The organism is Ulvibacterium marinum (genome assembly GCF_003626755.1).
Taxonomy (GTDB): domain Bacteria; phylum Bacteroidota; class Bacteroidia; order Flavobacteriales; family Flavobacteriaceae; genus Ulvibacterium; species Ulvibacterium marinum.
This window is the reverse complement of sequence record NZ_RBCJ01000002.1, coordinates 109,803-126,099: the sequence shown is the minus strand read 5'-3', so window position 1 is coordinate 126,099 and position 16,297 is coordinate 109,803. Positions and strand designations below refer to the sequence as shown.

Genomic DNA, 16,297 nt, shown 5'->3' with positions numbered 1-16,297 from the left:
GTAATTTTAAAGAAAAAAACATGAAAAAAAGATTAACAAATTTTTGTTTAGGTGTCCTTCTGGTCGGATTTATTGCCAGTTGCACCGACGATTTTACGGAAATAAATACTGATCCCAAGAATTTTACTGAGGATGCAGTGACTTCTTCGGAGTATCCCTTGTTTGTAAAAAGGGCTTTGTATACTCCTAATTTTTTACCCTTTGACCAAGCCCGAGGACCTTTTCAATTGTGGCACTCCCTTTTTTCGGATGTGTATGCCAATTACTTTGCCACCACGGCCCCTAACTTTGATAGTGATCAGTTTGATTTGGTAGGCGGTTGGTTGAATGGCGCCTATCGGTATTTCTACCAAAGGGCGGCAACCAACATTAAGTTTGCCGAAGATTCGGCCGAAGAATTGGGCTTTACCTTGGAAAATGCCATGATGAAGGTCTGGCGAGTCTATGCCTATCATAGGGTTACGGATTACTGGGGACCAATTCCTTACTCCAATTTTGGCAATCAGGAAACTTCAGTGCCTTATGATTCCCAACAGGACATTTATAATGATTTCTTCACGACTCTAGCGGAAGCTACAGCGGTTCTAAATTCCAACGCTGGTGGAACTTCGTTCTTGGCAGATAATGATGTAATCTTTCAAGGGAATGTCGATTCTTGGATAAAATTCGCCAACACCTTGCGTCTGCGTTTGGCCATGCGCGTAAAGTATGTAGATCCGGGTCTTTCTCAAAGTAATGCAGAAGCAGCAATAGCTGGTGGGGTAATGACTTCTAATGATGATAATGCGGTCATTGATACCGATTTGAATTTTACCAATAGCTATACGACCATCACACAATGGGGGGAATTTCGGATGAGTGCGGATATCGAAAGTATCTTAAAAGGGTATGAAGATCCGCGAATCCAGACCTACTTTGCCCCTGCCACTACACCAGATCCCGATGATGATCCGGCAGGCGTAGAATTTCCTTATGAGGGGATGCGCAATGGACAGACTGCGGAGTCTAAGGCCACTACGCCATTCAATGACCTCGCCTCCAACATGGCAGATCCCTACACTTTGGGTGGCGATCCCGGACCTTCATGGACGGTGATGGCAGCTGCAGAAGCTTATTTCCTTAGGGCCGAGGCCGCTTTGGAAGGTTGGGCCGCTGGTGGTACAGCCGCGGATTTGTACAATCAAGGTATTGTGGCCAATCATACACAACTAGGTTATGATGGTACCAACTTGTCCGGTGATGATTATGTGACTAGTACACTTACACCAACGTCATTTGACGGAGGTACTACTCCGGCAGTATCCACCGTACCTGTGGCGTATAATGCTGCTGGAACTATGGAAGAGCAATTGGAGCAAATCATAACTCAAAAGTGGATAGCCTTGTGGCCGGATAGTGAAGAGGCTTATGCAGAACGCAGACGTACAGGATATCCCATTCTCTATGACCGCTTAAATTCCGTAAATCCGGATATCCCCGTGGATGAACTTCCCAGGAGAATGACCTATGTAGCTACGGAATATGATAATAATGGTCCTGAGACCGAAGCAGCTGTAAACAATTTGTTGGGTGGTCCAGATTTAGGCACAACTAGATTGTGGTGGGACGTTAAAAATTAATTCCATTCACATATTTTTAAAAAAGACCGCAATATACTATTGCGGTCTTTTTTGTACTACCTCAAAATGAGACCTTAATTCAGTACCTTGTTGGTTTATATTTATCACCTAACCATGTATACATCCATACGATTCCTATCAATTATAATAGTTTTCCTGTTTATCTCTTGTACTCGGGAGGACAATAGTAAAATGTTTACGATGTTGGCACCCAGCGCAACAGGAGTCGCCTTCAAGAACGTATTGCGAGAAACCAAGGAGTTTAACGTACTGGAATATAGCTATCTGTACAATGGTGGTGGAGTAGCCATTGGCGATGTAAACAATGATGGGCTTTTGGATATTTATTTTACCGGAAACATGGTCGGTAGTCACCTGTATATCAACCAAGGTAATTTCGAATTTGAGGAAATTGCCAAGGAGGCGGGGGTTTTTGCTGAAGGTTTATGGAACACCGGAACTACCATGGCCGATGTGAACGGAGACGGGCTTTTGGATATTTACATTTGCCGCTCTGCGACGCCTTCGGCAAACCAACGGAAAAATTTACTTTTTATCAATAATGGCCCTTCCAAAGACCTGCCCGACGGTCAGGCGGGCTCAGGTCAAGTAACCTTTACGGAGAAAGGAGCTGAATACGGTGTGGACGATTCCGGTTATTCTACCCAAGCTTCTTTTTTCGATTACGATAAAGATGGTGATCTTGATCTTTTTATTTTGAATCACTCTTCACAGAAATATGCCGGATTTGGTCAAATAACAGCATCTTTAAAAAATCGAAAGAATCCTGCCTTTTCCGATAAGTTATACCGTAATGATAACGGCAAGTTCACCAATGTAAGCGATGAGGCGGGTTTAATCTCCAATGTACTCGGCTTCGGATTGGGGGTGGCCGTTTCGGACATCAATAACGATGGCTGGTTGGATATTTATGTGTCCAATGATTATAACGAGCAGGATTATCTCTACATCAATAACCAAGACGGAACTTTTTCCGAGAGTTTGGAAGAATTCATAGGACACACCTCTATGTTTTCTATGGGTTCGGACATTGCCGATATCAACAATGATGGGTACATGGATATCATGAGCTTGGATATGCTTCCTGAAGGTAACTATCGCCAAAAAATGGTGTCAGGACCCGATAATTACGATAAATATCAACTCTTGGTCAATTCGGGGTTTTACAATCAGACCATGCGTAATATGCTACAGCTCAATAATCAGGGGACATCGTTTTCCGAAATTGGTCAGTTTTCGGGTATTTCCAACACGGATTGGAGCTGGGCTTCACTTTTTGCCGATTTGGACCTGGACGGACATAAAGATCTTTTTATAACCAATGGTTATAAAAGGGATTACACCAATATGGATTTTATAAACTACGCCGTTCAAGAAAAACTAAAGGAGAACAAAACAGGGCAGCAAACCGCAATTATGGACCTGATAGAAAAAATTCCTTCTACCGTAGAGGAAAACTATACCTATCAAAATAAAGGAGATTTAACTTTTGAAAAGGTCAACTCTTCTTGGGGATTGGATCAAAAATCACTTTCCAACGGTGCTGCCTATGCCGATTTGGACAATGATGGCGATCTGGATTTGGTGGTGAACAATATTGACACCGAGGCTTTTGTATATCGCAACAACAGTGAAACCTTAACTGGGAATGATTATTTGAAAATCCGTTTAAAGGGGGAAGGCAAAAACACTTTTGGTATAGGGGCCAAAGTCACGGTATACAGCGCGGGTAAAAAGTTGGTACAGGAAATGATTCCTACTCGTGGGTATCAATCCTCCATGGGGCATGACCTAACTTTTGGACTTGGAGAGGAGACTGTAGATAGCCTCACTGTTTTTTGGCCTGACGGCCGTATACAAATCTTACAAAACATAGTTCCAAACCAAGTACTGATCCTTCATCAAAAAGATGCCCGAATGCAGCAAGAGAAACCCAGCAATCTGAAACAAGCCTATTTCGCGGACATTAGCACTGATGGTCCATTGAGTTTTGTGCACCGTGAAAATAACTTCATCGATTTTAAGCGAGAACAATTACTACCGCACAAACTTTCCACACAAGGGCCAAAGATGGCTAAAGCGGACGTCAACGGTGATGGTCTGGAAGATGTTTTCATCGGTGGAGCCAAGGGTAGTTCGGGTAAGCTTTTCTTACAATCCAAAACCGGAAGTTTCCAGGAGTCCAATTCCAAAGTTTTCGAAGAGGATGGAAATTCCGAAGATCTTGGTGTACTATTCTTTGACGCGGATAACGATACCGACATGGATTTATACGTAATCAGTGGTGGAAACGATTTCGACAGCAATGCCCCTCAACTACAAGACCGCATCTACCTTAACTCTGGAAATGGTGTCTTTAATAGGAATGAAAACGCTTTACCCCAAATGTATACGAGTGGTTCTACCGTAGTCGCTGGCGATTATGATGCTGATGGGGATTTTGATCTGTTCGTTGGAGGTAGGTTGACTCCAGGACAGTATCCCACTGCCCCCCGAAGCTATATTTTGCAGAACAATGGCAAGGGAGGTTTTACAGATGTTACCCAAGAAGTAAACCCAGCCCTACTAAATCCCGGAATGGTGACCGATGCCCTTTGGACCGATTTCAACGGAGACGGCAAAGTAGACCTGATAGTTATTGGAGAGTTTATGGGAGTTCGTCTTTTTGAAAATTCGAATGGTAAATTAGAGGAAGTTACCGACTCTTCCGGCCTTAAGGATTCTGAGGGCTGGTGGAACACCATTGAGCAGGCAGATTTTGATGCCGATGGGGATATGGACTACATTTTAGGCAATTTTGGCTTAAATTCCCAATTAAAAGCTTCCGCAGAAGAACCTGCAGAGCTCTATTTCAAGGACTTTGACAACAACGGTTCCTTGGATCCTATTTTATGTTCCTATGTGATGGGAGAAAGCTATCCGGTTTTCTCCAAAGACGATTTGGTCGGGCAATTGAGCGAGCTCAAAAATAGATACGTCAATTACTCGGATTACGCCGATCAGAAAATCACCAACATATTTACTGCTGAAGAATTGGCCAACGCACAAGTCTTGAGATCTAAAAACTTTGCAACCAGTTATATGGAAAACTTGAGTAATGGAAGTTTTCGGTTGGCACCCCTACCCTATCCTGCCCAATTTGCTCCGGTTTATGGAATTTTAGTCCATGATTTTAATCAGGATGATAATCTGGATTTGCTATTGGCCGGCAATTTCTTTGGAACACGTGTAAAATATGGAAGATATGATGCCAATAGAGGTGTACTTCTTTTAGGAAACGGAAAAGGAGGTTTTGATCCGGTACCCCATTCCAAAAGTGGACTTAATATTACTGGGGAAGTACGGGACATTATAAAGGTTCAACTTCGCAAAAATGAAGAGCTACTTTTATTGGCAAGAAACAACGATACATTGCTTACTTACAAAATCGACTATAAAAAATGAAAAATATGAAATGCTTCAAAAGCTATACGCTTCTCCTTGCAGTACTAATTAATTGGAACATGACTATACATGGCCAATCCGTAAGCATCAAGGAAGAAACACTCATGTTGGATACCTATGGTTTCCAAGATCCAGACCCAGTACCCATCTTGGTCGACAATCCTAAAATTTTTCCTTATTTCAAGTTTTATGGTTACGATCAGGTTTCTGAAAAAAAACCGTGGAAGGTAGTTACTTTGGAAAATGATTATATCCAGGTCTTTGTACTTCCGGAAGTTGGAGGTAAGATATGGGGCGCTATCGATAAAAGTACGGGAGAAGAGTTCCTTTACAAAAATGAGGTCATGAAGTTTCGCAACATTGCCATGAGAGGGCCTTGGACATCGGGAGGTATCGAGTTTAATTTTGGGTTGATAGGGCACAGCCCGGATACAGCGACCCCGGTTGACTACGTTACCAAAGAAAATGTGGACGGTAGCGTAAGCTGTATTGTTGGAGCCATGGATTTAACCTCCCGAACCAATTGGGGAGTTGAAATCCGATTGGAAGCGGACAAGGCCTATGTAGAGACCAAAGCCTATTGGTACAATGGAACTTCGGTAAACCAATCCTATTATAATTGGATGACCGCAGCAGCTGTCGTGGCCGATGATCTTGAATTTATTTACCCCGGTAACCAATATCTGGAACATAATGGAACTGCCCGCCCATGGCCTTTTGATAGCGAAGGAAGAAATACGGCCTTTTATAAAAACAATAGATATGGCGGCTCAAAATCCAAACACATAGTTGGGGAATATGAAGATTTTTTCGGGGGATATTACCATAACAAAAAATTCGGTTTCGGACATTGGGCTCCTTATGAAGAGATGCCAGGTCAAAAACTATGGCTATGGGCCTTGTCCCGAAGCGGCGGTATTTGGGAGGATTTATTGACGGATACCGATGGGCAATATATGGAGTTTCAGGCAGGTAGATTGTTCAATCAATTTTCTCCCTCCAATGCTGTTAATCCTATTACCCAGGCAAATTTTGATCCCTACGTAATGGATCGCTGGCGCGAGATATGGTTTCCTTTTAAAGAAATCGGAGGAATGGTAGATGCTACGGAAGATGGGGTCTTGAATGTAAAACTGGAAGGCAATGAACTTTATGTTGGAGTCAACGCACTACAGAATTTGAATAAAATAATTCAAATTCTTGTTAATGATAAAGAGTTGTATTCGGAGAGGTTGGATTTGAAACCTATGGAAATTTTCTCCCAAACAGTAACAGCGAAATCTTCTGACAAAATAGAGGTCAAAATCCAAGGAAGCGAGCTACAGTTTGTCAACGATCCGGAAAGGAATCGCATCAAAAGACCTTTTGACCCAAATGCAAACGCCAAGCTTTCAGATGTCGAACAATTTTATACGGATGGTTGGGAGGCTATGAAATTTAGGGATTATGCGAAGGCACATGAGCTTTTTTCAAAACTTTTGGAGCTAGATTCTTTCCACCAAGATGCATTGGTAAAATTGGCGGAATTGGAGTTTAGAAGGACCAATTTCGAAAAGGCACTTGATTATGCCAATACGGCGTTACGGCTGGACACCTATAACCCAGGGGCCAATTATTTTGCAGGCCTTGCCTACCGGGCCTTAAGTGATACTATAAATGCCTTGGAATCCTTGGGTTGGGCTGCTCGCGATATAAAGTACCGCAATGCTGCCTTTTATAAAATGGCAGAAATCTATTTGGCTTCCAAGAATTATAACCGGGCAAAAATGTATGCTCAAAAGGCTCTGGATTTTAATCGATACAATGTACATGCTCAGTATATTCTTGCCCTGGCGTCAAGAAAAGAAAAGAAAACCGAGGAATTCAATAGTCATATCGAAACCATCCTTGAGATTGATCCTTTAAACCAATTTGCATTGACGGAAAAGATGTTTATGGATTCTACCAGTAAGGTCGATTTGGAAATCCACAATGAATTTCCGGAAGAAACTTTGTTGGAATTGGCTTTGCAATACTTCAGTTATGGTTCGGAGGATGAAGCCTTTGCCGTTCTAGGGAAAGGTGAAACCGTCAAAAATAAACTTTGGATTGCTTATTTATCCCGAAATGCCGATAATCCGAAAAGTAACGCTTTACTGAATGAATTGACACAAAATCCCGTAGATTTTGTCTTTCCATACCGAAATGAAACCCTGCCTGTCCTGAAATGGGCCGCTGCACAAAATGGCCATTGGAAATTAAACTATTATTTGGCTCAGAATTATGTAGCCATAGGTCTTGAAGAGGAAGGAAAGGAACTGCTGAATTCCTTAGGGGAACAACCGGATAGTGATGTTTTCTATCGTTTCCGAGCGGAATTTATGGACGAAAATCCTTATCCCCAGCGATTGAATGATTTAAAAAAGGCATTGAGCTTAAACCCCTCTAATTGGAGGGTATGGGAGGAACATATTCAATTCTATTTACAGCATAAAAAATATGAGGACGCTTATGTCTTATCTAGAAAAGCGTATCGAAAATTCCCGGACCACTATAGCATTGGTCTGTCTCACGCCAAGGCATCGGTAAATACTAATCGTCATGCCGATGTACTTAAGGTATTGGATAAAATTCAAATTTTACCCTACGAACATGCCACGGAAAGTCGAAGTATTTATGAAAGGGCCCATATGGCAGTGGCCATGGAACAATACAAAAAAAATCGATTTGCCAAGGCTAAGGAGGTTTTAGAAAAATCCAAGGAATGGCCAGAAAATATTGGGGTAGGCAAACCATATGATACCGATGAGCGCGAGCAGGATTTCCTTTTGGCCATGACCCTGGAAAAAATGGACAAATCTCAAGAAAGTAAATCCCTTTTGGAAAATATCGTGTCATATACCCAAAGTTCGGAGCAAAAAAATACGATCAATCATCTATATGGCCTGTTAGCGGCTAAAAGGCTCAATGACGGCAGCTACGAAAAGGTTAAGGATTATTTGAAGGGACTGATTGGCGAAAACCATAGTGTGGGCCAATTGGCTCTAAAGCTCGAACAAAGTCCAAATACCACCCAAAATGGGGACAACATCCCACTGGATGTCTGGGAATTGGCACAATGGTCCGCGCAGCAGGTAGCACCATAAATGGGACAAACGTTATTTTACCGAATCGGTTTTATGATATAGCTATAGGATAAATTGGTAGCCGGGATCTGATATTTTTCCAAGGCCATTAGGCCCCAACTATTATCACCTCCAACACCCATTTGGCGGTAATCGATATTGATATTGACCAAGTCTCGCTTTACGATGTCGAAGGTATGGCGCTGTTGTTTGGTTTCTCCCGCATCAAAATCGCTATTATATTGGTGATGCGCACTAAAACCAAATAATTGAGGTGCATAAATTTCTATGCCTTTTCCTTTGCCATCCACAAATTGAACCCAACGAATATCCGTCCGGTTGCCATTTTCCTGAGGACGGATATAGGGGAAGTATAAATCAGCTACTTTGGCCTCATATCTTCCCACCAAAGCCGAAGTTTTTCTATCTTCATAATTTTCATGCGGACCACGCCCATACCAGTTTACTAGATGGTAGTTTTCATTGATGATAAAATTGTTTCCATAGCGGGGCATTACAGGTAGGCTATCTTTAATATCCAAGAGTCGATTCGTAATCCGTATTTCACCTTTATCGTTTACGTCATAGGTAATTGTAGCCTTCCCCCCTACTGAAGGCAATCCGTAAGTAGTGGTTATTTTAAGCTTATCATCATCAACTTCATATGGATTTTCTGCAAGTTTTAAAACATCGATGGACGTATTACTCCGGTCAGAAGTCACATTGAGTCCAATGAAATCCTGGCTTTCAGAAGCATCTTTCCAAACACCCAGTTTTTTGGGCATATTATACCCAAAATCATTATCGTTCGTCGGTCGCCAGAAATTTGCACGCATCCCTTGTAACAATATATTCCCATTACCATAATCCAAAGAAGTCAATTTTCCTTGAGTACTATTGAACTTCATTTCAAAATCCTTTCCGGAAATAATAAGGGTATCTCCATCGGAAGCAATGGAAAATCCGTTTCCGGAATCTTTGGTCTCAAAAACTTCAGGGGTATACTCCGAAATGGAAAACTGCTCATAGGCTACCAAATGGTCCTTAGGAACAAGAGGAGCCTTTGTTTTAGTCCTGGCATATACATTCAGTAAATATTCGGCACCATTCTTTTCCATACTGGGCAAGTCTATATTCAATACTGCCGATTCTGAAGGATTCAAGATAATTTCAGGAAGGTTTCCGGTAGCTACCTTTGTACCGTCCTCCATTAATTCCCAACTAAAATTAAATTCATTTAAGTTGGTAAAATCATACCGGTTGCTAATTTTTAGTCTCCCTGACCTGGCGTCTTCGACTCTAAAGTTTACGTATTGATATACCTTTTTAAGTTCATGTAACAAGGGCTGTGGCGACCTGTCCGGGTTCACCACCCCATTTAAACAAAAATTAGCATCATTTTGTAGGTCCTGTCCGCCAAGATCACCACCATAGGCCCAATAGGCTTCACCACTTTCAGTTTTGGCCAGTAAACCTTGATCTACCCAATCCCAAATAAATCCACCCTGCAAAACATCATATTTTTCGATTACATCCCAATAATCCTGAAGATTTCCAAGACTATTTCCCATGGCATGGGCATACTCGCATTGGATCAACGGGCGCTCTGGGCCATCTTCTGCATAGGCAATCATATCTGGAATGCGCATATACATCGGGGCTTGAATATCCGTGTTTTCATAAGCGGTAGCACCTTCATATTGAACGGGACGCGTGGTGTCCTTCGATTTTAACCAATCATAGGTGGCAAAAAAGTTTTGGCCATTACCTGCCTCATTCCCCAACGACCAAGTAACGATGGAAGTAAAATTCTTATCACGTTCAAACATGCGTTTTGTCCGATCCAGGTGCATGGCCTTCCACTGCGGTAAATAGGCTGGGTGTATGGCCTGGGCTTCTTCGTTATCATCCAGCCCCTGGTTGGTGGCCCCCATCCCATGGATTTCAATATTGGCCTCATCAATGACATAAAATCCATATTGATCACACATTCGATAAAAGTGGGGATTCTTTGGGTAGTGGCTACATCGAATGGCATTGAGGTTATTCTGCTTCATTAAGATAAGGTCCTTCAACGTCAAGTCCTCGGTAACTACATGCCCAGTTACATCGTTATGGTCATGAAGGTTGGCTCCCTTGATCAACACAGGTTTTCCATTTACCAGAAATTGATTGTCCTTGATCTCTATGTTTCTAAAACCGGTCTTAAAACTAACCGCTTCCATTAAAGTTCCATCGGCATCCTTTAACTTTAATAATAGGGTATACAAATAGGGTTTTTCGGCGTTCCAGGTTTGTATATTGGGAAGCTTTTCCTCAAAGGTAATCGATGAAACATCTTTTTCTGAGTTCACTTTTTTGGAACTACTGAATATTGGGGTATCGTTATCCAAAAGTTGTATCTCCAACTCCTGATTCCCAGGATTTGAAACTTCTACGGAAAGTTGAAACAATCCGTTGGTATATCCATTTTCCAAATCCGCTATTATCCTGAAATCCTTGATGGTCGTCTTGTTGGTGGCGTATAGATATACATCCCTGTTCATACCACTCAAACGCCAAAAATCCTGGTCTTCCAGATAACTGGCATCGGACCAACGAAGTACCTGAACGGCCACGGAATTTTCACCGAGAACCACGTAATCGGTAATGTTGAAAGCAGCCGGGGTCTTGCTCCCCTCATTGTACCCAACTTTTCGCCCATTTACCCATACGTACATGGCACCGCTAACACCTTCGAAATGAAGATAGATATCTTTGCCTTCCCAGTTTTGTGGAATTTCAAAGTCTCTCTTATAACTACCCACAGGATTAGTTTTATGGGGAATATAGGGCGGATTGGGAGGGAACATATAAGAAACATTGGTATAAACGGGAATTCCATGCCCTTGTATTTCCCAATTGGAGGGAACGACTATGGTATCCCAGCCAGAAATGTTAAATCCCTTTTCATAAAAGTTTTGAGGACGGGCTTGCGGGTTTTTTGCCCAATAAAAATCCCATGTTCCGTTTAAGGACCTATACAAGGGAGAGCTCTCCCAACTTTGGTTCTGTAATGCCTCGTCAATGCTCTCGTACCTGTAGAAAGAGGCGGTAGGTTCCTCCCTGTTAATTTGAAAGATTTCCGGGTCCTCCCATTCGGGATTTTCCCATTTTTCCGCCGTATAAACAGGTCGTTCAATAGTGCTATTACAAGAAATTAAAAAAACGGGGGCCATCAGATAAAAAAGCACCTTATACATAATCGGGATGTTTCGTTGTTGTCCTAAAGATAGTATAATGCAAAAAAAGCCCGCTCTAAAAGCGGGCTTAAAATTACATTCAATTATCTTCTAAAGGGCACCCCACTCTTTTAGGGACGCTTTGTTCATTTTTACATAGTCGGCATTATTTGCTTCTTCAGCTTTCGCCAAAGATTTTTTTGCCGTTGCGACGGCACCTTTTTTATCTCCAGCTTTCGCTAATATCAATGATTGTTGGCGTAATTGCCAGAACGCAGGTTCTTCGGTCATGGACATGGCCTTATCCATCCACTCCTTAGCTTTATTGATATCCTTGCCTTCCATAAGATAGTAGACAGCAGAAGCATAATAGTCCCCTGCGGACGGACCGTTCAATGCACGTTCAATACTTTTGGAGACCGCTGCATCGGTAGGTACCTCAATAGGTACGGCAACATAGGTCTTTTCCCAAAGCAGGCCTAAATTGGCAGAATTTGTCTTTAAATCATCCAGGGTAATCGTAAAAGTTTCCACCGCCATAGGGATTGGATATACCGGAACGGTAACTTTAGCCGCTACTTTACTATCATCCCAATTTCTTGGCGTACCACCACCTTGCGTATCCGTGTAAAAAAATACTTCCCAAGATTCTTTGCCAGGTTTTGTAAAAATGGAATATGTTCCTGCTTCTACCGCGTTACCAGCTATTTTCACATCATCACCAAAAGTAACCAAGGTATAGCCATTGGCACCTGTACGCCATAATTTGTCATAGGGCACCAAATCCCCAAAAATGGTTCGTCCCCTCATGGAAGGTCTTGAATATTCGACGGCAACATCGGTCAATCCAATTTTTTGCTCTAATCTAGAGAAAGGGCTCGGAGCCGGAGTTTTCACTTGAGCTGCCAAAGGAAAGGAAAGAGCAGCAATAAAAAGGATAATCACTATTTTTTTCATCAGTACTAAAGTTTTTGAGTTATGCACAAAACTAAATATAAACCTGGGCCAGGTTTGTTAAGGAAGTCTTAAATAAAAAGTGACCCTATCTTAGGGACAAACAAAAGGCTTAGTTGAGGATTTGTTGCCAAAATAAAAGGTAAGATAATAAATTGCAGATTTCAAAGTGGATACATCAATTGTAGATTCTGGAACTCCAGGACGGATTTTGTGCTGAATACGCCTACCGGAGGTATCAAAAATAGCATATCCATAAACGGATTCCGCAGTAGCTAGTCTATATTCAAGTAAATCCGAACCAAACCTTTTAAAAAGGAGAAGCTCTTCCAATAGTTCCTCCGGGCTATCTTCAGAATCTATCGGATCATCCATGGGAATTTCTTCCCCCGCCTGTATACTTTTGTTGTTAAAGGAGAAAAGAATAGGTTTCGTAGTAATCGAAGGATTGGTTCTTGAGAACATTTCCGAAGAAAGGAAATATGATTCGTTGTCCATATGAGTAATACCCTCTATTTGTGTAAGTCCTAAATCCAAATTTATGCGTACCATATCTTCAGTGAAAATAGTCCTTGGACTTATGCCACTAACTCTAACCAAAAAAGGACTAAGAGTAAACGAATACCCTGTTAAATACAGTACATCGTTATTTGGATTCAATGTGGCCCCGGTTACAAGACCATTAATCGGGTATTCATCCAATATCTGGGCGATATGCACTCCAGGAGTCTTGGGAATACTGTACGCCGTTGTCCCATAGGTCAGCCATTGTTTGGTAAGTACTACAAGTTCATTGCCTAGTACAAATAGGGCTTCGGCGTCCCAATCGCTGTTTCCATTATTCGAGAAATCTTCTTGGTCTTCATATTCGAAAGAAATGACTTCTGCACTAACCCTATCGGAAGTAGTATATTCTTCCTTAGAAATGCGGTAGACCTTCAAATCCCTACGCATGCCCAAATTATTTCCAAAATCCCCTATGTAAATATAATGCTCGTCCTGGGCCATATCTTCCCAATCCACATTTTGGGCATTGGAAACAACTACTTCCCGAAAAACTTGCAGGGAGGTGGTATCTATTTCAAATAGTTTCGCCTCATTCCCGGAGTCATTGTGCGTAATCAATCTGTCGTTGTAAAAAATAAGTCCGGAGGTTTCCGAAACTGCTCCAGGAAGTTCCCCAATTGTTCGTATGCCCTGTTGCGCCGAAAGAAGAACAGGTAGAAAAAGAAAATAATATGAAACTATAATCCTTATCAAAAGTTTTTATTTTCAATGTACAAAAAAAGTATAGAAATGTTTACTCAAACTAAATGATATTCAATGGTTTAAGTAGTAAAATCGTTATATTTATTATTTGTTTAACCTTTTTATTTTTTTGTTAAACATTTTTGATTCTATATTTGTACAAACTCCGTTATGAAACTATACCAGTTACATTCCAAGCAGGCCTTGCCCATTACAAAAAAGGAAGCCTGGGATTTCTTATCAAGCCCTGCCAATCTAAAAGTAATTACACCGGACCATATGGGTTTCAAGATACTTACCGGAGCTGACCGCTCCATGTTTCCAGGTCAGATTATACAATACAAAGTGTCCCCTTTTCCGGGTTACAACACTAAATGGGTAACCGAGATTACCCATGTTATTGATGAATCGTATTTTGTGGACGAGCAGCGTTTTGGTCCTTATGCACTTTGGCATCACAAGCATTTTTTGAAAACAATTGATGATGGTGTAGAGATGGAGGATATTATTGACTACAAAGTCCCGTTCGGTATTCTAGGACAATGGGCACATCCATTGTTGGTAAGAAAGCAGTTGACAAAGATTTTCAAATATCGCGAACAAAAGCTTACCGAACTCTTCGGGAGGGTAGAGGGTGTCCCTAACGTACTGTCCCTAAAATCTTTTTGAAATGAAGAAAAATATCCTTTTAATTGGGGGTTCCCACGGCATTGGAAAATCAGTAGCCCAACAACTCCATGAAACCCATACCCTTTTTATTGCATCCCGTTCCCAAGAGGGTTTAGAAGACCTTCAATGCGAGTACATTCCATTCGACGCAACCAAAGATAGTTTTGAACTATCCGTCTTACCGGAAGAAATCCACGGTTTTATATATTGCCCTGGGAGCATAAACCTTAAACCCTTTAAGATGATGGACCTGCATACCTTTGAACAGGACATGCGCATAAATTTTCTTGGTCTGGTGAAAATAGTCAAGGAGATTATACCAAAAATGGCTCAAAGTGCCAGCATGGTATTCTTCAGTACCGTAGCCGTTGGAAAGGGAATGCCTTTCCATACTAGCGTTGCGGCGTCCAAAGGGGCCATTGAAGGTTTCGCAAAATCCTTGGCCGCCGAATACGCTCCAAAGCTTCGGGTGAATGTTATAGCACCCTCCTTGGTAGATACACCACTGGCCTCAAAACTTCTCAGCAACGAGCGAAAAAAAGAGAATATGGCTGAGCGACATCCATTAAAACGAGTGGGCCAGGCAGAAGATATAGCGAATATGGCGGTTTTCCTCCTAAGTGATAAAAGCAGTTGGATGACGGGGCAGGTAATCGGGATCGATGGTGGAATATCTACTCTGAACATCAATTGAAATGAAGGCTAAAGTTTGCATTTTTTGGTTTCGAAGGGATTTACGTTTGAATGATAATGTTGGTCTTTTGAAAGTTTTAACAGCTGATTTCCCTGTACTTCCCATCTTTATCTTCGATAGCGAAATCTTGGACAAACTACCCAAAGACGATGCACGGGTAACGTTTATACACAAAAAGCTTCAGCAAATGCGAGGCACTCTTCAAAATGAATCCGGAAGTGGTTTGGCCTTATATTATGGAAAACCCGAGGCCATCTACAAAGATTTGCTAAAGGAATATGATATTCAAGGCGTATATACAAACCGTGATTACGAACCCTATGCCAAGGAACGGGATGAATGCATTAAAAAACTACTGGCAAAGCACAACATAGAATTTAAGACATTTAAGGATCAGGTCATTTTTGAAAAGAACGAAGTAGTCAAGGACGACGGTAGTCCCTATGTGGTATATACTCCCTATATGAAGAAATGGAAGGTAAGGTTTAAAGCCAACGATCATACAAAAGTCCATGACATTATTCCCCATTTTCAAAATTTTGTAACACAATCCAAACTACCCAATCTCACTCTGTCGGATATCGGTTTTAAGACATCATCAATAGAAATCCCCGGGTACAATGTGACTCCCAATTTAGTACAAAGTTATGAGGATACGCGCGACTACCCTGCAAAGGAAAATGGAACTTCTCGTCTGGGACCGCATCTGCGTTTTGGTACGGTCTCCGTTCGGGAAATGGTAAAAAAAGCGATTGCGGAAAAAAATGAAGTGTTCTGGAACGAACTTATTTGGCGGGAGTTCTTTATGCAAATTCTCTGGCATTATCCCAGAACGGTAACAAATGCTTTTAAGCCAAAATACGATCGTATCGCCTGGCGTAATAAGGAAGAGGAATTCGAAAAGTGGAAGAATGGCTTAACTGGTTATAAATTAGTGGATGCTGGAATGCGTCAGTTGAATGAAACCGGGTATATGCACAACCGTGTACGTATGTTGGTCGCAAGTTTTTTATGCAAACATTTATTGATCGATTGGCGCTGGGGAGAAGCCTATTTTGCCGAAAAACTGTTGGATTACGAGATGAGCAGTAATGTAGGAAATTGGCAATGGGCCGCTGGCAGTGGTGTGGACGCCGCACCCTATTTTCGCATCTTTAACCCTATGACCCAAATTACCAAATTTGATTCGGACAAAAAATATATTTCAAAATGGGTCCCAGAGCATAATGAGAGCACCTATCCCCAAAAAATAGTGGACCATAAGGAAGCCCGTGAACGTTGCCTTAAAGTCTATAAAGACGCAGTAGGATGATCTACCTTTTT

The 16,297-nt window shown here is 41.7% G+C and carries 9 protein-coding genes; 6 read left to right on the top strand and 3 right to left on the bottom strand.

The window, feature by feature from the left end; translation table 11 throughout:
• Positions 1–20: 20 nt before the first annotated feature.
• The 3 genes from D7Z94_RS07720 to D7Z94_RS07710 all read left to right on the top strand — a co-directional run bounded on the left by D7Z94_RS07720 (position 21) and on the right by D7Z94_RS07710 (position 8,209).
• Complete coding sequence (locus tag D7Z94_RS07720; protein WP_120711978.1) at positions 21–1,619, top strand: SusD/RagB family nutrient-binding outer membrane lipoprotein; 1,599 nt, start codon at positions 21–23, stop codon at positions 1,617–1,619.
• Positions 1,620–1,820: 201 nt separating this feature from the next.
• Complete coding sequence (locus D7Z94_RS07715; protein WP_211341764.1) at positions 1,821–5,084, top strand: VCBS repeat-containing protein; 3,264 nt, start codon at positions 1,821–1,823, stop codon at positions 5,082–5,084.
• A 5-nt stretch (positions 5,085–5,089) separates the two neighbouring features.
• Positions 5,090–8,209: a DUF5107 domain-containing protein gene (locus tag D7Z94_RS07710; RefSeq protein ID WP_158594602.1), complete on the top strand. Its 3,120-nt coding sequence runs from the start codon at positions 5,090–5,092 to the stop codon at positions 8,207–8,209.
• A gap of 17 nt (positions 8,210–8,226) precedes the next feature.
• Here the strand turns inward: D7Z94_RS07710 and D7Z94_RS07705 are convergent, their stop codons facing one another.
• From D7Z94_RS07705 to D7Z94_RS07695, 3 genes are all read right to left on the bottom strand, one after another.
• Complete coding sequence (locus D7Z94_RS07705; protein WP_120710997.1) at positions 8,227–11,430, bottom strand: glycoside hydrolase family 2 TIM barrel-domain containing protein; 3,204 nt, start codon at positions 11,428–11,430, stop codon at positions 8,227–8,229.
• Positions 11,431–11,520: 90 nt separating this feature from the next.
• A complete protein-coding gene (locus D7Z94_RS07700) occupies positions 11,521–12,366 on the bottom strand; it encodes a DUF2911 domain-containing protein (protein ID WP_120710996.1) in 846 nt (281 codons plus the stop codon).
• 90 nt (positions 12,367–12,456) lie between these two features.
• On the bottom strand, positions 12,457–13,623 hold the full coding sequence (locus D7Z94_RS07695) for a T9SS type A sorting domain-containing protein (RefSeq protein ID WP_120710995.1): 1,167 nt from the start codon (positions 13,621–13,623) through the stop codon (positions 12,457–12,459).
• Between the two features lie 159 nt (positions 13,624–13,782).
• Between D7Z94_RS07695 and D7Z94_RS07690 the strand changes: the two genes are divergently transcribed.
• The 3 genes from D7Z94_RS07690 to D7Z94_RS07680 are packed head-to-tail and all read left to right on the top strand — an operon-like array spanning position 13,783 to position 16,286.
• Positions 13,783–14,280, top strand: coding sequence for an SRPBCC family protein (locus D7Z94_RS07690; RefSeq protein WP_120710994.1), 498 nt, complete (start codon positions 13,783–13,785; stop codon positions 14,278–14,280).
• 1 nt (position 14,281) lies between these two features.
• Positions 14,282–14,974 carry an SDR family NAD(P)-dependent oxidoreductase gene (locus D7Z94_RS07685; protein WP_120710993.1) on the top strand — a complete coding sequence of 231 codons (693 nt, stop codon included), beginning with the start codon at positions 14,282–14,284 and terminating at the stop codon, positions 14,972–14,974.
• A 1-nt stretch (position 14,975) separates the two neighbouring features.
• Positions 14,976–16,286 (top strand): cryptochrome/photolyase family protein, encoded by a 1,311-nt coding sequence (locus D7Z94_RS07680; RefSeq protein WP_120710992.1) that lies wholly within the window; start codon positions 14,976–14,978, stop codon positions 16,284–16,286.
• The last annotated feature ends 11 nt before the right edge of the window (positions 16,287–16,297 follow it).

Bases quoted from the DNA above. Each gene is read 5' to 3' on its own strand.
- D7Z94_RS07720 (WP_120711978.1), top strand. From the start codon at position 21: ATGAAAAAAAGATTAACAAATTTTTGTTTAGGTGTCCTTCTGGTCGGA.
- D7Z94_RS07715 (WP_211341764.1), top strand. From the start codon at position 1,821: ATGTTGGCACCCAGCGCAACAGGAGTCGCCTTCAAGAACGTATTGCGA.
- D7Z94_RS07710 (WP_158594602.1), top strand. From the start codon at position 5,090: ATGAAATGCTTCAAAAGCTATACGCTTCTCCTTGCAGTACTAATTAAT.
- D7Z94_RS07705 (WP_120710997.1), bottom strand. From the start codon at position 11,430: ATGTATAAGGTGCTTTTTTATCTGATGGCCCCCGTTTTTTTAATTTCT.
- D7Z94_RS07700 (WP_120710996.1), bottom strand. From the start codon at position 12,366: ATGAAAAAAATAGTGATTATCCTTTTTATTGCTGCTCTTTCCTTTCCT.
- D7Z94_RS07690 (WP_120710994.1), top strand. From the start codon at position 13,783: ATGAAACTATACCAGTTACATTCCAAGCAGGCCTTGCCCATTACAAAA.
- D7Z94_RS07685 (WP_120710993.1), top strand. From the start codon at position 14,282: ATGAAGAAAAATATCCTTTTAATTGGGGGTTCCCACGGCATTGGAAAA.
- D7Z94_RS07680 (WP_120710992.1), top strand. From the start codon at position 14,976: ATGAAGGCTAAAGTTTGCATTTTTTGGTTTCGAAGGGATTTACGTTTG.